Source organism: Microbacterium sp. CFBP 8794, from assembly GCF_014841235.1.
GTDB lineage: Bacteria > Actinomycetota > Actinomycetes > Actinomycetales > Microbacteriaceae > Microbacterium.
Genome location: NZ_JACYTT010000002.1, coordinates 398,565 through 418,355, shown reverse-complemented (window position 1 = coordinate 418,355; position 19,791 = coordinate 398,565). Strand labels below are relative to the sequence as shown.

Here is a 19,791-nt window from a genome sequence, read left to right as displayed (position 1 = left end):
TCTCGGCGACTCACGCGCGGCAAACGGGGGAGAGAACGGATGCCGGCGTCCGCCCTGGGCGATCACGACACCGCCGCGGGCCCAAATGCCCTTGGTTCGTACGGGCACGGGTTAGGCTCGGGTACACACCGGCGGGGGCCGGGTGACAGGAGGAACCGGCATGGCACGTATCGGTGAAAGCGCCGACCTGTTCAAGTGCTCCTTCTGCGGCAAGAGCCAGAAGCAGGTGCAGCAGCTCATCGCCGGTCCCGGCGTGTACATCTGCGACGAGTGCGTCGAGTTGTGCAACGAGATCATCGAAGAGCGCATGGCCGAGTCCTCGGCGGGAGAAGTCGCCGAGTTCGACCTCCCCAAGCCCCGCGAGATCTTCTCGTTCCTCGAGGAGTACGTCGTCGGTCAGGAGGCCGCCAAGCGTGCCCTCGCCGTCGCCGTCTACAACCACTACAAGCGCGTGCGCTCGCACGGCACCCTGCAGCCCGCCGAGGCGCGTGCCGAAGAGATCGACATCGCCAAGAGCAACATCCTGCTGCTCGGTCCCACCGGCTGCGGAAAGACCTACCTCGCGCAGACCCTGGCCAAGCGTCTCAACGTGCCGTTCGCGGTCGCGGATGCCACGGCGCTCACCGAAGCGGGATACGTCGGCGAAGACGTCGAGAACATCCTGCTGAAGCTGCTGCAGGCCGCCGACTTCGACGTCAAGCGCGCCGAGACCGGCATCATCTACATCGACGAGGTCGACAAGATCGCCCGCAAGGCCGAGAACCCCTCGATCACGCGCGACGTGTCGGGCGAGGGCGTGCAGCAGGCCCTGCTGAAGATCCTCGAGGGCACCGTCGCGTCGGTTCCCCCGCAGGGCGGGCGCAAGCACCCGCACCAGGAGTTCATCCAGATCGACACGACGAACGTGCTGTTCATCGTGGCCGGCGCCTTCGCGGGGCTGGAAGAGATCATCTCCGCCCGCGTCGGCAAGCACGGCGTCGGTTTCGGCGCCCCGCTCCAGCGGAAAGAAGATGCGCCCGACCTCTTCAGCGAGGCGCTTCCCGAAGACCTGCACAAGTTCGGTCTCATCCCCGAGTTCATCGGTCGCCTTCCCGTCGTGGCATCGGTCTCGCCCCTCGACCAGGACGCGCTGATGGAGATCCTCACCGCCCCGCGCAACGCCCTGGTCAAGCAGTACCAGCGCATGTTCGAGCTCGACGGCGTGCAGCTGGAGTTCGACGAAGACGCGCTGCGCGCCATCGCCGACCTCGCGGTGCTGCGCAAGACGGGTGCCCGCGGTCTGCGCGCCATCCTCGAAGACGTGCTCGGACCGATCATGTTCGATGTGCCCTCGGCCGATGACATCGCCAAGGTGGTCATCACGCGGGCGTCGGTCGAAGACCGTGTGCCGCCGACGATCGTGCTCGCGCAGAAGCGCCGGAGCGCCTGAGCGCGAACGCCCGGCTCGTCTCGCCTGAGAAGATCGGGACCGTTTCGAACGACGGCGGCGCCGTAGCGCGAGCGTCCGCACACGCGGTCCTGCACCGGCGGTGACCAGACGAGCCGTGGCGTCGGCGAGCGATGTCGGAGGTGGCCGCTAACCTCGCGACATGGTCAGCGTCACACCCTTTCGAATCTCCGTTCCCGAGCACGACCTCGTCGACCTCCGAGAGCGTCTGCGCCGTTCCCGGCTGCTCCCGGATTCCCCGGGCCGACCGGCCTCGGGCATGACGGCCGACTACCTCGCCGAGCTGGTGGAGTCCTGGGCCGGCTTCGACTGGCGCGCCCGCGAGGAGTGGCTGAACGCGCACCCGCAGGTGCTCGTCGACGTCGAGGGGGCGACGCTGCACGCCGTCCACCTCCGCGCGCCCGACCCCGAGGCGCCGGCCCTGCTCGTCATGCACGGGTGGCCGCACACCTTCGCCCTGCAGCTCGATTTCGCGGAACGTCTGCAGTCTCGCATGCATGTCGTGGTCGTCAGCCTGCCCGGGTTCGGTTTCTCGACGCCCTATCGGGAGGGGCCGATGACCGATGAACGGCTGGTGCGGTCCGTGCACGAACTCATGACCGAGCATCTCGGATACGAGACGTATGTCACCTACGGCGAAGACGTCTCGGCGTCGATCAACGACCTTCTGGCGGTGCGGTATCCGAATCAGGTGACCGGCATCATCGCGACGCACCCCCACTTCGCCGCGCCGAGCGACGAGTCCCTGTCCGCGCTCCCCGAGGTGCAGGCGTTCCGCGCTCATCTGGAGCGCGAGCGCGCATCGGGCGGTGCCTACAGCCACGCGCAGGCGACACGGCCCGACACCCTGGCGGTCGGACTGAACGACTCGCCCGCAGCGCTGCTGGCGTGGATCGTCGAGAAGTTCGTCGAGTGGGCCGACGTCGACACCGACGATCCGCGCTCGCTCGAGACGCGCATCTCCCGCGAGAGGATCCTCACCGAGGTGACCCTCTACTGGGTCACGCAGACGATCGCGACGTCGTTCCGGCCCTACTTCGACCATCACTCCGCCGACGCCGAGCCCGCCGCGACGACGACCGTGCCGGCTGCGGTCTTCATCCAGCGCCATGAGGCCGACTACCCCGAGGTGATGGCTCGGGCGTTCTACCGCGACCTGCGGGTGTTCGAGCGCCTGTCCGAGGGTGGGCATTTCACCGCGGCCGAGGTGCCGGAGGCGTTGGCGCAGCGCGTCGGCGACTTCGTCGAGTCGCTCACCAGCTGAGCGTGCTCGGTGACGTCCCGCCGTGGCCCCGCCCATGCCCGTCGGCGGCGAGGGCCACGGCGGGACGCCTCAGCCCGTGAGACCGCGGCGCTCCAGCAGCGGCTGGATGTCGGCGTCGCGCCCGCGGAAGTCGCGGTAGGCCGCCAGCGGATCGCCCGAGCCGCCGACGCCGAGCAGGCGCTGCCGGAATCGATCGCCGTTCTCGCGGCGCACGCCACCGTTGGCGCGGAACCACTCGACCGTGTCGGCGTCGAGCACCTCGCTCCAGATGTACGAGTAGTAGCCCGCGCTGTACCCGCCCGAGAACACGTGGGCGAAGTACGTCGACGAGTACCGGGTCGGCACCGCCGGGATGTCCAGGCTGATGTCCGCCAGAGCGGCGGCCTCGAACTCGGCGACGTCGATCTCGGCCGCCGCCTCGTCGACGGACAGGCCGTGCCAGGCCTGGTCGATCCACGAAGCCGCCAAATACTCGCTCGTGGCGAAGCCCTGGTTGAACGCCTCCGACGCGTGCAGGCGCTCGACGACGTCAGCGGGGAGGGGCTCGTCGGTGTCGATGTGGCGGGCGTAGTTCGTCAGGATCTCGGGCCAGAGGATCCACATCTCGTTCACCTGGCTGGGGAACTCCACGAAGTCGCGGTGCACGGCGGTACCGGCGAAGTGCGGGTACGTGACCGTCGCGAAGAGCCCGTGCAGAGCGTGGCCGAACTCGTGGAACAGCGTGGTGACCTCGTCGAGGGTCAGCAGCGTCGGCGTACCCGGCGCGGGCTTGTTGACGTTGAGGTTGTTCACCACCACGGGCGCGGTGCCACGCAGCGCCGACTGCGTGACGATCGAGTTCATCCACGCGCCGCCCCGCTTGGTGTCGCGGGTGTACAGGTCGAGCAGGAACAGGCCCAGCTCGCTGCCGTCGGCGTTGTGCACCTCGAACACGCGCACGTCGGGGTGATAGCCCTGCAGGTCGTGCCGCTCGCTCGCGCGGATGCCGTACAGCTGCTCCGCGGCGAAGAACACGCCGTCGCGCAGCACGCGCTCCGCCTCGAACCAGGGCCGGAGTGCCGCACGATCGAGGTCGTACTCGGCTGCCCGAACCCTCTCGGTGAAGAACGCCCAGTCGTGCGCCTCGATCTCGATGGCGTCGGCGTCGGCGATGCGCTGGAGCGCGGCCTGCTCGGCGCGGGCGTTCGCCGCGGCGGGGGCGGCCAGGCGGCGCAGCAGCTCGTGCACGGCGGTGGGGGAGCCGGCCGTCTGGTCGGCGAGGATGGCCGCGGCGTGCGACGGGTACCCCAGCAGGGCGGCACGCTCGGCGCGCAGTCGCACGATGTCGCGCAGCACCGCACGGTTGTCGTGCGCGTTGCCGCGGGTCCCGCGCGAGCGGGAGGCCTCGAGCAGGCGTCGGCGACTCTCACGGTTGGTGAGCGACGCCAGGTAGGGGTGACCGGTGTACAGGGTCAGGGTGACGACGTAGCGGCCCTCGAGACCGCGGGCGGTCGCCGCCTGGGCTGCGGCCGACAGTTCGCCGGCGCCGAGACCGTCGAGCTCGGCGACGTCGTCGAAGACGACCGCGAGGTCGTTCGTGTCGGCGAGCAGGTTCTTCTCGAAAGCGGTGGTGAGCACCGACAGCCGCTGATTGAGGTCGGTCAGCTGGGCCTTCTGCGCATCGTCGAGACCGGCGCCGGCGAGGGCCATCTCGCGGTGGTGGCGTTCGACGAGGTACCGGCTCTCGGCATCCAGCTCGAGGTCGTCGAGGGAGGAGTGCACCGCCGCGATGCGGGCGAACAGGGCCGCGTCGAGCTGAATGGCGTCGCCGTGCGCGGCCAGGAGCGGCGCGAGTTCTTCCTCTACGGCCTGGATCTCGGGCGTTCCGTCAGCCGACGACACGGTGTAGAACGCCCTCGCGACGCGGTCGAGCAGGTCACCGCTGCGCTCGAGCGCCAGGAGCGTGTTCTCGAACGTCGGAGCATCGGTCCGCGCCGTGATGGCGTCGACCTCGGCCCGGTGGGCGTCGAACGCCGCGCGGAACGCGGGGAGGTAGTGCTCGGCGCGGATGCTGCCGTAGGGCGGCAGGTCGTAGGGGAGAGCGGGCGGTGAGAGGAGGGGATTGGTCACGGCATCCGTCATCGTTCCAGCGTAGTCACGCGTTCAGCGACCGGATGCAAAGAAGTGCTTGCAAAGAAACCCGTGCAAAGTTATCTTTGCATCATGACCGAGCAGAACCGACCCCGGGAACGCGTCCTCGACGCCGGTGCCCTCCGCGCGCTCGCCCACCCGCTTCGCGTCCGCCTGTTCGACCTGCTCAGCCAGTACGGCGCCCAGACGGCGAGCGGCCTCGCGACGCTCACGGGGGAGTCCACGGGCGCGACGAGCTACCACCTGCGTGCGCTCGCGCGCCACGAGCTCATCCGCGAGGTCGAGGGGCGCGGCACCGCTCGCGAGCGCTGGTGGGAACGCCCGGTGGGTGCGATCACGCTCACCAACCCCGAGCTGGCCGAGACCCCGGCCGGTCGTGCCGTGCAGGAGGCCGTCGCGAGCGAGACCCTCACCCTGCGGCAGCAGCAGCTCATGCGCTTCGTGCGCGACGGCTGGGAAGAAGCACCCGACTGGCGCGATGCCACGCTCATCGCCACCGCCAGCGCCCGACTGACGTCGGCGCAGATGGCCGACCTCAGCGCACGCCTGCAGGCGGTGATCGACGAGACGACCGACCGGTACCGCGATCAGACCGGCGACGACGTTCGCGTGGTGACCATGCGTGCCGACGTCTTCCCTCTTCCCGCCGACGGAGTCGCCTCATGACCGCCCTCACGACCACGGCGCCGCGCACGCTCGCCCCCACCGCCCTCGACCGCGCCCTGCTGGGCCTGTCTCGCATGCTCGCCCGAGCCGCGGAGTCCCGCATGCGGGCGCGGGCGATGAGGCCAGCGAACAGCGAAGCACGGCACGCCGCCCGAGGCGAGGGGCGGTCGCCGTACGCCGAGGCGGAGTTCTACCTGCGCGTGCGCTGACTCAGGCGAACTCGTCGTCGTCGTCGTAGCGCACGACGACCTCGCCCGCGGCATCCTGGGTCACGACGACCCCCGTGTCGAGCTCGGCGACCGCGCGCCCCTCGAGGAACGTGAGCGTCCACCGCGGGGCGGGGGCGCTCAGGCCGTCGGGGGTGAGCGCGGCCTCGACCGCGGCGATCTGCGCGTGCAGCGCCTCGGGCACGGCCTTCGGCGGCTGCTCGCGGGCGGTCCAACGGGTTCCGAGCTGCATCAGTCCTCCTGGGGTGCGAACACGATGTCGGTGACCGTGGTGGTCTCGGCCCCGACGAAAGAGATGGTCTCGATGCGGCCCACGGCGCGCAGATCGCCCTCGGCCAGACGCAGGGCCTCGACGTTCGGCCCCGAGACGGTGAGCGAGGTGACCGCCGTCTTCTGCGAAGCCTTGGCCTCGGTCTTGGCGCGACGGATGCCGATCAGCGCGGCGCTGACGGCGGTGAGCACGGCGGGGTCGCCGTCGATGCCGAGCGGCTCCGGCCACGCGGCGGTGTGCACCGAACCCTCTTCGAACCACGACCACGTCTCTTCGGCCGCGAACGACAGCACCGGGGCGAACAGGCGCACGAGCGCCGACAGGGCCGTGCGCAGCGCGAGCGCTGCCGACGCCTGACCCACGTCGGACTGGTCGTACGCGCGTTCCTTGACCAACTCGAGGTAGTCGTCGCAGAACGTCCAGAAGAACGACTCGGTGATCTCCAGCGCCCGCGCGTGGTCGTACGCCTCGAAGGCGGCGGTCGCGTCTCGGATGACGGCATCCAGGGTCGCGAGCATCGACGCGTCGAGGTCGTGCGTGACCTCGGCGCCCTCGGGCACGGGGAAGGACAGTACGAACTTCGCCGCGTTCAGCAGCTTGATCGCCAGGCGCCGACCGATCTTCACCTGCGTCGGGTTCTGCGGGTCGAAGGCGGCATCGGTGCCCAGGCGGCTCGACGCCGACCAGTAGCGCACGGCGTCGGAGCCGTGCTGCTTCAGGATGTCGGCGGGAGTGACGACGTTGCCCTTCGACTTCGACATCTTCTTGCGGTCGGGGTCGACGATGAAGCCCGAGATCGCGGCATCCGACCAGGGGCTCCGGTCGTCTTCGAGGGCGCTGCGCAGCATCGTCGAGAAGAGCCAGGTGCGGATGATGTCCTGACCCTGCGGACGCAGGTCGAACGGTGCGACGAGGTTCCACAGCTCCTCGTCGCGCTGCCAGCCACCGGCCAGCTGCGGGGTGAGCGACGACGTCGCCCACGTGTCGAGGATGTCGAGCTCGGGGTCGAAGCCGCCGGCCACTCCACGCTGGTCCTCGGTGTACCCCGGGGGCACATCGACCGTCGGGTCGACCGGGAGCGCGGCGAGGTCGGGCGTCAGGACGCGCGCGTAGTCGCGCTCCCCGTTCTCATCCAGCGCGTACCAGACGGGGATCGGCACCCCGAAGAAGCGCTGGCGCGAGACGAGCCAGTCGCCGGTGAGGCCGTTGGTCCAGTTCTCGAAGCGCACGCGCATGAAGTCGGGATGCCACGACATCTCGCGCCCGAGCGAGACGAGACGCTCGCGCAGCTCGGCATCCCGCGCACCGTTGCGGATGTACCACTGGCGCGTCGAGACGATCTCGAGCGGGCGGTCACCCTTCTCGAAGAACTTGACGGGGTGGGTGAAGGGCTTCGGGGCGCCCTCCATGGCGCCTGCCTCCTGCAGCAGCTCGACGATGCGCTTCTTGGCGCTGAAGACCGTCTTGCCGGCGAGTTCGCCGTACGCCGCCTTCGCGGCATCCGTCACGATCACGTCGGGGGCGTCGGCGACGATGCGTCCGTCTTTGCCGATGATCGTGCGGTTCGGCAGGTCGAGCTCGCGCCACCAGATGATGTCGGTCACGTCGCCGAAGGTGCAGATCATGGCGATGCCCGATCCCTTGTCCTTCTGCGCGAGCGGGTGGGCGAGCACCGGCACCTCGACGTCGAAGAGCGGGGTGCGCACGGTCGTGCCGAAGAGGGGCTGGTAGCGCTCGTCGTCGGGGTTCGCCACGAGCGCGACGCACGCGGCGAGCAGCTCGGGGCGGGTGGTCTCGATGAACACGTCGCCCGAGCCGTCGGTCTTCGCGAAGCCCACGCGGTGGTAGGCGGCGGGCTGGTCGCGGTCTTCGAGCTCGGCCTGGGCGATCGCCGAGCGGAAGTCGACGTCCCACAGGGTCGGCGCCATCGACTGATACGCCTCGCCGCGCTCGATGTTGCGCAGGAACGCCAGCTGGCTCGTGCGGATCGAGTCATCGGAGATGGTGCGGTAGGTCTGCGTCCAGTCGACGCTGAGGCCCAGCTCGCGGAAGAGCTCCTCGAACTGCTTCTCATCCTCGATCGTGAGCTGCTCGCAGAGCTCGATGAAGTTGCGGCGGCTGATCGGCACCTGGTCGGCGGCCTTGCTGCTCTTATTGTCGCCGCCGGCGAACGGCGGGGTGAAGTCGGCGTCGTAGGGGAGCGAGGGGTCGCAGCGCACGCCGTAGTAGTTCTGCACACGGCGCTCGGTGGGCAGGCCGTTGTCGTCCCAGCCCATCGGGTAGAACACCGTCTTGCCGCGCATGCGCTCGAAGCGCACCTTCACGTCGGTGTGCGTGAACGAGAACACGTGACCGATGTGCAGGCTCCCGGATGCCGTGGGCGGCGGGGTGTCGACCGAGTAGACGCCCTGCCGGCCGCTCTCGGCGGCGCGCAGGCGGTCGAAGACGTACGTGCCGCGTTCTTTCCACGCGGCGTCCCACTTCTGCTCGAGGCCTTCCAGGGCGGGCTTGTCGGGAATCGTGGCCATGGGAGTACTCCTCGAGCGATATGGGCGGCACTGTGTGAGCGTGCCTGAAGGGGGTGGCCTCCAGGATACCGGGGTCGCCGCGCGCGCGTGGCGCCGGCGTGCGCGTGCTCGGCGATGTGCGCAAAGTCCGTGGGGTGGGGTGGATGCCGAGGTGCACAACGGCCCACGGCGTCGAGGTTTCCGCACCGCGTCCAGGAACCCGGGTAGTCTGAAACCTCCCCATCGAAAACTCTGAGGTTCGTCCATGCCTTCTTCGCTCTCCCGTCGCGTGCTGTCGGCGGTCGCCGTCGCCGCGGTCGCCGCCCTTTCCCTGTCGGCGTGCTCCGGCTCCGACCCGGGCGCCTCGGGCGACGGCGAGATCGTCTGGGCGATCGAGGGCGCGAACCTCTCGGCCGGGCACATGGACCCGCAGACGAGCCAGCTCGACGTGTCGGCCATGGTGCAGCGCGCGGTGCTCGATTCGCTCGTGTTCCAGGAGGCCGACGGTTCGTTCTCGCCGTGGCTCGCCGAGTCGTGGGACGTCGAAGACGGCGGCGCGAGCTACCTCTTCCGCCTCCGCACCGACGTCACCTTCCACGACGGCACGCCCTTCGACGCGGCGGCCGTGAAGGCGAACTTCGACCGCATCGTCGATCCCGACACGGCGTCGGCGCAGGCGGCATCCATGCTCGGCGGCGACCTGTACGCCGGCACCGACGTGGTCGACGAGCACACGGTGCGCGTGCGCTTCTCGCAGCCCTACGCCCCGTTCCTGCAGGCCGCGAGCACGGCGCTGCTCGGGTTCTACTCGCCGGCCGTGCTCGAGACGAAGGCCGACCAGCTCAAGGCCGGCGGCCCCGGCGTCACGGTCGGCACCGGCCCCTTCGAGCTCACCGAGTACACGCCCGATCAGGACATCGTCTACACCCGCAACGACGACTACACGTGGGGCCCCGACGGGGGCGGCAAGCCCGCGTTCGAGACCCTGCGCGTCGACATCCTGCCCGAGGCCTCGGTGCGCGTCGGCGCGCTGTCGAGCGGCCAGGCCGACGTCGTGACCAACCTGCCCCCGAACCTCGTCAGCCAGGTCCCCGCCGACGACACCGTGGAGTCGATCGAGTACCCCGGCCTGCCCTACTCGCTGTTCCTCAACGAGAAGTACGGCGTCTTCGCCGACGAGAAGGTGCGCCAGGCCTTCACGCGGGCCATCGACGTCGACACCGCCGTGCAGGAGATCTTCTTCGGCCAGTACCCGCGCGCCTGGAGCATCCTCGGCTCCACGACCCCCGGCTACGACGCGAGCCTCGAGAACTCGTGGCCCTTCGACGCAGCCGCAGCGGGCGCCCTGCTCGACGAGGCCGGATGGACCGGACGGGATGCCGATGGCATCCGCACCAAGGACGGCCAGCGCCTCACGGCCCGCTGGATCGCCTGGACCCCCGTGCCCGACGACCGCGCCGCACTCGCCAACGCCGTGCAGAGCGACCTCAAGGCGGTCGGATTCGACCTGCAGCGCGAGGTGCTGGAGCCCGGTGCGTACAACGAGCAGTACGGCCCGAAGACCTACGACGTCACCGACTGGGGCTTCTCGGGCGTCGACGCCGATCTGCTGCGCAGCCACCTCGCCACCGACGGCTTCCAGAACGCCTCGCAGGTGAGCGACCCCACCGTCGACGCGCTGCTCGCCGAGGGCGCGTCGACCACCGACCCCACCGCGCGCGCCGAGATCTACGCCCAGGTGCAGCAGTGGAACGCTCAGCACGCCGCGATCGTGCCCCTGTACAGCCCCGCGCTCATCAGCGCCGTCCGTCCCGACGTGACCGGCCTGACGTTCGACCTCTACGGTCGGCCGCTGTTCGCCACGGCCGCCGTCGGCTGAGACTCGGACCCGGAATGCCACGATCTCGCTCGCGCGCCCTGCTGAGGCGCATCGGCGGGATCGTGGCATCCGTCGTCGCGGTGCTGTGGGGGGCGGCGACGCTGGCGTTCGTGGCGTTCCGCATCATCCCCGGCGATCCGGTCGACGTCATGCTCGGCCCGCAGGCGCAGGTGAGCGACGCGGTGAAAGACGGGATCCGCAGCGAGCTGGGCCTCGACCGCCCGGTCTTCGAGCAGTACGGCGCCTTCCTCGGTCGGCTGCTGCGCGGCGACCTGGGGGAGTCGTACCAGCTGCGGCAGCCCGTGACCGAGGTGATCGGGCGTCAGCTCGGACCCACGCTGCAGCTCTCGGCCCTCGCACTCGTGCTCGCGGTGCTGCTGGCCCTGGCCAGCGCCCTGCTCGTGCGCGGGCGGACGGGCCGAGCCTTGGCATCCGGGATCGAACTCATCGTGCTCTCCTCTCCGGTGTTCTGGACCGGACTGGTGCTGCTGTCGGTCTTCTCGTTCCAGCTCGGGTGGTTCCCCGTGTCGGGGGCGAGGGATGCCGCGGCCCTCGTGCTGCCCGCGGTGACCCTCGCGCTGCCGGTCGCCGCGCTGCTGTCGCAGGTGCTGCGTGACGGCGTGGAGTCGGCCGAACGGGAACCGTTCCTCACGACCGTGCGTGCCCGCGGGGCGACGCCACTGCGCGAGAGCGTGCACCACACCCTGCGCCACGCGAGCGTCGGCGGCGTGACGCTCGCGGCCTACCTCGTCGGCTCGCTGCTGGGGGGTGCGGTGCTGGTCGAGACGGTGTTCGCGCGTCCCGGAATCGGCCGCGTGACCCTCACCGCGATCACCGATCGCGACCTGCCCGTCATCACGGGAGTCATCCTGCTGAGCGCCCTCGTCTTCGTCGTCGTGAACACGGTGGTCGACCTCGTCGTGCCCGTGCTCGACCCGCGGCTGCGGCGGGCCGACGCCGCCCTGCGCGCCCGGGTGGGGGTGCCGGGGTGAGGGGCCGCGTCGTCGCACTGAGCACGGCGGGCGCCGTTCTCGCCGTCGTCGCCCTCGCCGCCTTCGCGCCGGGGCTGCTGGCCACCCACGACCCGCTGCTGACCGACGTGCGGGCGGCGCTCCAGCCGCCGAGTGGCGCCCACTGGTTCGGCACCGACCAGAGCGGACGCGACGTCTATTCGCGCGTGGTCTTCGGCGCGGGACGCTCGGTGGGCATCGGACTGCTCGCGACGGGGCTCGCGCTGGTCGTGGGCGTGATCGTCGGGTCGCTGTCGGCGATGGCACCGCGCCTGGTCGACGCCGCGGCGATGCGCGTCGTCGACGTGCTGCTGGCGTTCCCCGAGTTCCTCGTGGCGCTGCTGGTCGTTGCCGTTCTCGGTCCCGGGCCGGTCAACGTCGCGGTGGCCGTCACGATCGCCGCCGTCCCCGTGTACGTGCGCCTGGCGCGCGCGCAGACGCGCACCTCGGCCGCCGCCGAGCACGTCGAAGCGGCGCGGATCGTGGGGGTTCCGGCGGTCACCGTGCACGTGCGGCACGTGCTGCCGGGGGTCCTCGGCGCGGTGAGCGTGCTGGGCACCATCGGCATCGGCACGAGCATCCTCGCCGCCGCGGGCCTGAGCTTCCTGGGCCTCGGACCGACCGAACCGACACCGGAGTGGGGACTCATGCTCTCGGCCGGACGCAACCTGCTGCTGCAGGCGCCCTGGGTCGCCGTGTTCCCGGGCCTCGCCATCACCGCGACGGTGGTCAGCGTGAGCGTCGTCGGTCGTATCCTGCGCGCGCGGGCCGAGGAGCGCGGCGCGTGAACGGGCGAGAGGGGCGGGGCGTGGCGGCGGCGGGTGTGAGCGGCGCGGGCGGGAACGGCGCGGGCGGCAGCGGCGCGGGCGGCAGCGTGGCGGGCGGCGTGCACGTGCGCGGGCTGCGCATCGCTGCCGGCGACACCGAGCTCGTCCGCGGACTAGACCTCGACGTCGCGCCGGGGGAGTGCGTCGCGATCGTGGGGGAATCGGGCACGGGCAAGTCGCTGAGCGCCCGCGCACTGCTCGGACTGCTCCCGCGCACGCTGTCGTGGAGCGCCGAAGCCCTGCGCATCGACGGCGTCGACGCGCGCGCCCTCGGCGGGCGGGCCTGGCGCAGGCTCCGGGGGCGACGCATCGCCCTCGTGTCGCAGGACGCCCTGGTCTCGCTCGACCCCCTGCGCCGGATCGGCGCCGAGGTCGCCGAGCCCCTGCGCATCCACGAACCCGCCGTGCGCGGCGACGCCCTGCGCGATCGGGTGCGCGCGGTGCTGGAGCGCGTGGCCCTGCCCGAGCCCGACCGGCGGGCGCGTCAGTACCCGCACGAGCTGTCGGGCGGCCTGCGCCAACGCGCGCTGCTCGCCTCGGCGCTGGCGGCGGGTCCCGGCATCCTGGTCGCCGACGAGCCCACGACGGCACTGGATGCCACCGTGCAGGCGCGCGTGCTCGATCAGGTGCGCGCGATCGCCGACAGCGGCGTGGCCGTGGTGTTCATCAGCCACGACCTCGCTGCCGTCCGTCGCGTGGCCGACCGGGTGATCGTGCTGCACGACGGACGCGCGATCGAGACGGGGACCACGGCCGAGGTGATGGCCGCCCCCCGAGACCCCCACACCCGTGCGCTGGTCGATGCCACCCGGCATCCGCCGTTGCATCGCGCCCCCCGCACCGACGCCCCGCTGGCCTCGGGCACGTCCCTCACGAAGCGGTTCGGTGACCGCGCGGCGGTCGACGACGTGTCGTTCGCCGTGCGGCGCGGCCGCACCCTCGCCGTGGTCGGGGAGTCGGGCTCGGGAAAGACGACGCTCGCGCGGATGATCGTCGGCGTCGCCGAACCGGATGCCGGGACCCTGACCTTCGACGGCCGCCCGTGGTCGCCCCGCGCGGCGAGGGGCGCCGCCCGCCGTCGCGTGCAGCTCGTGCAGCAGAACCCCTGGGGCGCCCTCGACCCGCGTTGGAGCGTCGGACGCACGCTCGGCGAGGCGGTCGCCGCCGCGGGTGTGCCGCGTGCCGGCCGTCGGGCGGCGGTCGGCGACCTGCTCGACGAGGTGGGGCTCGGCCCGGCGTTCGGCCGACGGCTTCCGGCCCAGCTGTCGGGCGGTCAGCGCCAGCGCGTCGCGATCGCCCGCGCCCTCGCCGCCGACCCCGACCTGCTCGTGCTCGACGAGCCGGTGTCGGCGCTCGACGCGACGGTGCGCGAGCGGATCCTCGAACGGTTGCTCGCCCTCCAGCGCGAGCGCGACCTCGCGATGGTGTTCATCACGCACGACCTCGACGTCGTGGCCTCGATCGCCGACGACGTCATCGTGATGAAGGACGGCCGCGTGGTGGACTCGGGCACCGTGTCGTGCGTGTTCGCCGATCCTCGGCATCCGTTCACGAGGGAGTTGCTCGCCGCCGCGGGCGTGGGTACCGGCCCATCCGCCGGCGGGTGAGCTGCGCGCGCCCGCCCGCCCGCACGCGCGACTGCGCGACTGCCGGCCGTCGGCAGCGGGCGGCCGACCGCGCGGGCGCAGCCCCGTTGAGTGTCCAGGACACGCCGTGCCCGCACCGCTCCATGCGGCGTGTCTTGGACACTCAACACCTCTGTCGGCCCCCGCGTGCGGTTGCCGGGACCCCGCCCGCGACTGCAGGCAAGCGGCACGGGCCGTCAGCCCGCGCGCGACGCAACCCCGTTGAGTGTCCAGGACACGCCGCAACTGCACCGCCACACGCGGCGTGTCTTGGACACTCAACGCCTCTGCCGACCCGGTCGCGCGACCGCCCCGGGCACTCGCTCGCGCCCGGCCCGCGCCCGCGCCCGCCCGCGCCCGCCCGTCCCGCGGCACCGGGTGCCGACCGCGCGGGCGCAGCCCCGTTGAGTGTCCAGAACACGCCGCACCCGCACCGCGCGACGCGGCGTGTCCTGGACACTCAACGCCTTCGCCGCCCCACCCCCGCAACCGCCCCCCCACGCCCGCGACGCAACCTCAAGCCCCGCCGCACCCCACCGCACCGCACAACAGCCCGAGCGCGTAGACTGGGCGCATCAGCACCGATCCGGCCATCACCGGGGAGCTCTCGGAAGAAACGGGTCACGGCCCGCGGTAGAACCGAGCGGGGCAGGCCCGTCATCGCCGCAGTGAGAGAGGCGTCCTCGCGAGAGGGCGCAACGCAGGGTGGTACCGCGGTCCGCAAGGATCGTCCCGGCGAGTGAACCTCGACCCGCGGAGTGACATGACCTACCCACGCCCCTCATCCTTCGGCCCCGCCGCCGACGCGTCCGCGAGCCCGGATGCCATCACCCCGGCGTCCGCGGCATCCGTCGTCCCGAGCCCTCGCTTCCCGGCGATCGAGAACGACACCCTCGCGTTCTGGGAGGCCGACGACACCTTCCGCGCGTCGATCGCGAACCGCGACGGCGGCGAGGAGTGGGTGTTCTACGACGGCCCGCCCTTCGCCAACGGCCTGCCGCACTACGGGCACCTGCTCACCGGCTACGCCAAGGACGTCTTCCCGCGCTTCCAGACCATGCGCGGCAAGAAGGTCGACCGCGTCTTCGGGTGGGACACCCACGGTCTCCCGGCCGAGCTCGAGGCCATGAAGCAGCTCGGGATCACCGAGAAGGACGAGATCGAGCGCATGGGGGTCGCCACCTTCAACGCCAAGGCCCGCGAGTCGGTGCTGGAGTACACGCGCGACTGGCAGGACTACGTCACCCGCCAGGCCCGCTGGGTCGACTTCGACCGCGGGTACAAGACGCTCGACACGACCTACATGGAGAGCGTGCTCTGGGCCTTCAAGACCCTGCACGACAAGGGCCTCGCGTACGAGGGCTACCGCGTGCTGCCCTACTGCTGGCGCGATGAGACCCCCCTGTCGACGCACGAACTGCGCATGGACGACGACGTCTACAAGATGCGCCAGGATCCGTCGGTCACCGTGACCTTCCCGCTCGTCGGCGCGAAGGCCGAGGCGCTCGGGCTCACCGGCGTGCGGGCGCTGGCGTGGACGACGACGCCGTGGACCCTGCCGACGAACCTCGCTCTCGCGGTGGGTCCCGGCATCCGGTACGCGGTCATCGAGGGCGGTCCCCACGGTGCCGCCGACGTGCACCGCGCCCCCGACGGCACCCCCGATGAAGCGATCGAGGCCACCGCCCACCGCTACCTGCTCGCTGAGGACCTGCTGCCGGGCTACGCGAAGGACCTGGGGTACGAGACCCCGGATGCCGCCCGCCAGGCCGTGCAGACCACGCTCACCGGCGCCGAGCTCGAGGGCGTGTCATACGACCGCCTCTTCGACTACTACGCCGACGCCGAGACGTGGGGGACCGGCAACGCCTGGAAGATCCTCGTCGACGACTACGTCACCGTCAGCGACGGCACGGGCATCGTGCACCAGGCGCCCGCGTACGGTGAGGACGACAAGCGCCTCGCCGACGCCGCGGGCCTGCCGACGATCATCTCGCTCGACGACGGCGGCCGGTTCCTCTCGGCCGTGACCGACGTGGCCGGCGAGCTGTGGATGGAGGCCAACCGGCCCCTCATCCGCCTGCTCACGCAGCAGGGCCGTCTGCTTCGCGAGGCGTCGTACGAGCACTCGTACCCGCACTGCTGGCGCTGCCGGAACCCCCTGATCTACAAGGCCGTGTCGAGCTGGTTCGTGCGGGTCACCGAGATCAAGGACGACCTGCTGGCGAACAACCAGCAGATCACCTGGGTGCCCGAGAACGTCAAGGAAGGTCAGTTCGGCAAGTGGCTCGAGGGCGCACGCGACTGGTCGATCAGCCGCAACCGCTACTGGGGCTCGCCGATCCCGGTGTGGAAGAGCGACGACGCGAACTACCCGCGCGTCGACGTGTACGGCTCTCTCGCCGACATCGAGGCCGACTTCGGCCGCCTGCCGGTGAACGGCGACGGCGAGGTCGACCTGCACCGCCCCTACATCGACGACCTCACGCGCCCGAACCCCGACGACCCGACGGGACGCTCGACGATGCGCCGCATCGAAGACGTGCTCGACGTCTGGTTCGACTCGGGCTCCATGCCGTTCGCGCAGGTGCACTACCCGTTCGAGAACCACGAGTGGTTCGACGAGCACGCCCCCGCCGACTTCATCGTCGAGTACATCGGGCAGACGCGCGGCTGGTTCTACGTCATGCACGTGCTCTCGACCGCGCTCTTCGACCGCCCGGCCTTCACGGGTGTGTCGTGCCACGGCATCGTGCTGGGCAACGACGGGCAGAAGATGTCGAAGTCGCTGCGCAACTACCCCGACGTGCGCGAGGTGTTCGACCGCGACGGCTCGGATGCGATGCGCTGGTTCCTCATGTCGTCGAGCGTGCTGCGCGGCGGCAACCTCGTCGTGACCGAGGAGGGCATCCGCTCGGGGGTGCGCGAATTCCTGCTGCCGATGTGGAACGCGTGGTACTTCTTCGCCACCTACGCGAACGCGTCGGGGGAGGGCTACACGGCCGAGTGGCGCACCGACTCCACCGACGTGCTCGACCGCTACATCCTCGCGCTCACCGGCGACCTGGTGAAGGGCGTCGCCGCCGACCTCGAGGGGCTCGACTCCACGACCGCGGCCGAGCGCCTGCGCGACTTCGCCGAGGTGCTGACCAACTGGTACATCCGCCGCTCGCGCGACCGTTTCTGGGTGGGCGTGACCGACGACCCGACCAGCCGTGAGGCCTTCGACACGCTCTACACGGTGCTGGAGACCCTCACCCGCGTCGCCGCCCCGCTGCTGCCGCTGGTGACCGAGCGCGTGTGGCAGGGCCTGACGGGTGGGCGCAGCGTGCACCTGACCGACTGGCCCGACGCCGACGCGTTCCCCGCCGCGGCCGACATCCGCACGGCGATGGACACCGTCCGCGACGTCTCGAGCGTCGCCAACGCGCTCCGCAAGCGCGAGGGCAAGCGCGTGCGCCTGCCGCTGCCGCGCCTGACGGTGGTGACTCCGGATGCCACCGGCTTGGCGCAGTTCGACGACATCCTGCGCGAGGAGCTCAACGTGAAGAACGTCGAGCAGGTCACCCTGCAGGCCGGCACCGCCGCCGAGTACGGCATCACGCACCGCCTGTCGGTCAACGCCCGCGCGGCGGGTCCCCGCCTGGGCAAGCAGGTGCAGCAGGCGATCAAGGCCGCCCGCGAGGGCGACTGGAACGAGATCGACGGACGGGTCGTCGCCGGCGGCATCGCGCTGGAGCCCGCCGAGTACGACCTGGTCGTCGAGACCGCGGGTCGCCCCGAGGGCGAGGCTCTGGCCGTGCTGGCGACGGGCGGCTTCGTGCTGCTCGACACCGTCACCACCCCCGAGCTCGAAGCCGAGGGCCTGGCGCGCGACATGATCCGCGGCATCCAGGACACCCGCAAGGCCGCCGGCTTCGACGTGAGCGACCGGATCTTCCTCTCGCTCACCTTCGTCGACGACGCCGACGCGCGGGCGGTCGCCCAGGCGTTCGACGTCGCGGGCGTGGCATCCGAAACCCTCGCCGAAGCCGTCGTGCTCGCCGGCCCCGAGGGAAGGCTCATCGAACGCGGGGCCATCGCCCCCGCCGAGTACGAGACCCAGATCGCCGCGAAGACCTACGCGAACGTCGGTGCCGTCACCGTCGCCGTCGCACGCATCGGAGGGACCGCATGAGCGACCGCACCCGAGCCGACGCCGTGTACAGCGCCCTGCTGGAACGCCAGGGGGAGCAGTGGGTGCAGCCGCGCGTCGAGCGCACGCGCCGCGTGCTCGAGATGCTCGCCGACCCGCAGCGCACCTACCGCGTGATCCACGTCACGGGCACGAACGGCAAGACCTCGACCAGCCGCATGATCGAGAGCCTGCTGCGCGGCCTGGGACTGCGCACGGGCCTGTTCACGAGCCCGCACCTCGAGCGCTTCACCGAGCGGATCCTCATCGACGGCGAACCGGTGGCGGATGCCGCGATCGCCGACGCGTGGGACGAGATCACGCCGTTCGTCGACATGGTCGACGCCGAGCTCACCGCCGCCGACGATGCGCCGCTGACGTTCTTCGAGCTGCTGACGGTGCTGGCCTTCGTGGTCTGTGCCGACGCGCCGATCGACGTGCTGGTGCTCGAGGTCGGCATGGGCGGGGAGTGGGACTCCACCAACACCGCCGACGGCGACGTCGCCGTCTTCACGCCCATCGACATCGATCACACCGACCGCCTGGGCTCCACGATCACCGAGATCGCGACGGTCAAGGCGGGCATCATCAAGCCCGGCGCCGCCGTCGTCTCGGCCGCGCAGCCCGACGCGGCGCTCCGCGTCATCCGCGCACGCGCCGAGAAGGAGGGCGCGACCGTGTCGGTGGCCGGCGACGGCTTCGCGCTCGAGGCCCAGGCGCTGGCCGTCGGCGGGCAGATGCTGACGATCCGCGGGGTCGCGGGGTCGTACCCCGAGCTGTACCTGCCGCTGTACGGCGCGCACCAGGGCACCAACGCCGCCCTGGCGGTCGCGGCCGTGGAGTCGCTCATCGGCGGGGGCACGCAGCCCCTGGCCGCCGAGGTCGTGGCCGACGGCCTCGCGAACGCCACCTCGCCCGGGCGCCTTCAGCTCGTCGGGACGGCGCCGACCGTCTTCGTCGACGCGGCGCACAACCCGCACGGCGCCCGCGCGCTCGTCGCCGCCCTCGACGAGGCGTTCGACATCGACGAGTGGGGTGCCGTCGTCGGCATCCTGGACGGCAAGGACGCCCGGGGCATCATGTCGGCTCTCGTGCCCGCCGTCGCGCGCGTGTTCGCCACGGCCCCCGCGAGCGACCGCGCCAGCGACCCCGACGTGATCGCCGACGTCGCCGAGGCGGCCGACCTGCCCGTCACCGTGCACCCGACGCTCGAAGAAGCCGCCGACGCGGCGCGCGCGTGGGCCGCGGAATCCGACCGGCGCGCGGTCATCATCGCCGGTTCCGTCGTGCTCGCGGGCGAGGCGCTGCGCCTGTCGGAGCTCGAGGACTGGAAGTCGGGGTGGCAGGCGTGAGCCCGCGCACCCCCCGGACCCCGCGCGTGCGGCGACGGCGCGGTGCGCTCGAGTCGCTCGGCGCCGTCGTGCTCGGCTTCGAGTCGATCGTGGTGTTCCTCGGCGGCCTGGTCGTCTACGGCCTTAAGGTGCTGCCCTTCGGCATCGAACCCTGGTGGGGCATCGTCGGCGGCGTCGTCATGGCGGTCGCCATGGTCGCCGTGGCGGGGCTCCTGCAGCACCGCGCGGCGATCGTCGTCGGCTGGGGCCTGCAGATCCTGCTGCTGCTCGGCGGATTCCTCGTTCCCGCCCTCGCGGTGGTCGCCCTCATTTTCGGCGGCATGTGGGCGTATGCCACCATCAAGGGAGCGGCACTGGATCGGCAGAACGCCCGACGCGCCGCTCATCCCGACCTCTCGAACGGAGAATGACC

At 71.3% G+C, this 19,791-nt stretch carries 14 protein-coding genes; 11 read left to right on the top strand and 3 right to left on the bottom strand.

Features of this window, described 5'->3' with window-relative positions; all coding sequences use genetic code 11:
* Positions 1–160: 160 nt before the first annotated feature.
* The gene (clpX, locus tag IFU19_RS05775) at positions 161–1,429 is read left to right on the top strand and encodes an ATP-dependent Clp protease ATP-binding subunit ClpX (protein ID WP_055836872.1); all 1,269 of its coding nucleotides are present in this window, start codon (positions 161–163) and stop codon (positions 1,427–1,429) included.
* A 160-nt stretch (positions 1,430–1,589) separates the two neighbouring features.
* A complete protein-coding gene (locus IFU19_RS05770) occupies positions 1,590–2,711 on the top strand; it encodes an epoxide hydrolase family protein (RefSeq protein ID WP_192013168.1) in 1,122 nt (373 codons plus the stop codon).
* 69 nt (positions 2,712–2,780) lie between these two features.
* Here IFU19_RS05770 and IFU19_RS05765 read toward each other — a convergent pair whose 3' ends face one another.
* Complete coding sequence (locus tag IFU19_RS05765) at positions 2,781–4,832, bottom strand: M3 family metallopeptidase (protein ID WP_192013167.1); 2,052 nt, start codon at positions 4,830–4,832, stop codon at positions 2,781–2,783.
* Positions 4,833–4,913: 81 nt separating this feature from the next.
* On the opposite strand from IFU19_RS05765, the gene IFU19_RS05760 reads away from it, so the two are divergent.
* Together IFU19_RS05760 and IFU19_RS05755 are read left to right on the top strand one after the other, a co-directional pair.
* A complete protein-coding gene (locus tag IFU19_RS05760; protein ID WP_192013166.1) occupies positions 4,914–5,507 on the top strand; it encodes a winged helix-turn-helix domain-containing protein in 594 nt (197 codons plus the stop codon).
* Positions 5,504–5,716 carry a hypothetical protein gene (locus IFU19_RS05755; RefSeq protein WP_192013165.1) on the top strand — a complete coding sequence of 71 codons (213 nt, stop codon included), beginning with the start codon at positions 5,504–5,506 and terminating at the stop codon, positions 5,714–5,716. Before IFU19_RS05760 ends, IFU19_RS05755 begins: the two co-directional genes overlap by 4 nt.
* A gap of 1 nt (position 5,717) precedes the next feature.
* On the opposite strand, the gene IFU19_RS05750 is transcribed toward IFU19_RS05755, so the two are convergent.
* Positions 5,718–5,966, bottom strand: coding sequence for a hypothetical protein (locus IFU19_RS05750; RefSeq protein ID WP_055836886.1), 249 nt, complete (start codon positions 5,964–5,966; stop codon positions 5,718–5,720).
* Positions 5,966–8,533, bottom strand: a complete 2,568-nt coding sequence (valS, locus tag IFU19_RS05745) for a valine--tRNA ligase (RefSeq protein ID WP_192013164.1) — start codon at positions 8,531–8,533, stop codon at positions 5,966–5,968. The genes IFU19_RS05750 and valS overlap by 1 nt, the downstream gene beginning before the upstream one ends.
* A gap of 244 nt (positions 8,534–8,777) precedes the next feature.
* On the opposite strand from valS, the gene IFU19_RS05740 reads away from it, so the two are divergent.
* From IFU19_RS05740 to IFU19_RS05710, 7 genes are all read left to right on the top strand, one after another.
* Complete coding sequence (locus tag IFU19_RS05740) at positions 8,778–10,391, top strand: ABC transporter substrate-binding protein (protein ID WP_192013163.1); 1,614 nt, start codon at positions 8,778–8,780, stop codon at positions 10,389–10,391.
* A gap of 14 nt (positions 10,392–10,405) precedes the next feature.
* Positions 10,406–11,383 carry an ABC transporter permease gene (locus tag IFU19_RS05735; protein ID WP_192013162.1) on the top strand — a complete coding sequence of 326 codons (978 nt, stop codon included), beginning with the start codon at positions 10,406–10,408 and terminating at the stop codon, positions 11,381–11,383.
* On the top strand, positions 11,380–12,189 hold the full coding sequence (locus IFU19_RS05730; RefSeq protein WP_055836902.1) for an ABC transporter permease: 810 nt from the start codon (positions 11,380–11,382) through the stop codon (positions 12,187–12,189). Before IFU19_RS05735 ends, IFU19_RS05730 begins: the two co-directional genes overlap by 4 nt.
* Positions 12,186–13,835 (top strand): ABC transporter ATP-binding protein, encoded by a 1,650-nt coding sequence (locus IFU19_RS05725; RefSeq protein WP_342343378.1) that lies wholly within the window; start codon positions 12,186–12,188, stop codon positions 13,833–13,835. The genes IFU19_RS05730 and IFU19_RS05725 overlap by 4 nt, the downstream gene beginning before the upstream one ends.
* Before the next feature lie 781 nt (positions 13,836–14,616).
* Entirely contained in the window at positions 14,617–18,030 is a 3,414-nt protein-coding gene (ileS, locus tag IFU19_RS05720) for an isoleucine--tRNA ligase (RefSeq protein WP_199858606.1), read from the top strand.
* On the top strand, positions 18,027–19,379 hold the full coding sequence (locus IFU19_RS05715; RefSeq protein ID WP_192013161.1) for a bifunctional folylpolyglutamate synthase/dihydrofolate synthase: 1,353 nt from the start codon (positions 18,027–18,029) through the stop codon (positions 19,377–19,379). Before ileS ends, IFU19_RS05715 begins: the two co-directional genes overlap by 4 nt.
* On the top strand, positions 19,376–19,789 hold the full coding sequence (locus tag IFU19_RS05710; RefSeq protein WP_308447287.1) for a DUF4233 domain-containing protein: 414 nt from the start codon (positions 19,376–19,378) through the stop codon (positions 19,787–19,789). Before IFU19_RS05715 ends, IFU19_RS05710 begins: the two co-directional genes overlap by 4 nt.
* The last annotated feature ends 2 nt before the right edge of the window (positions 19,790–19,791 follow it).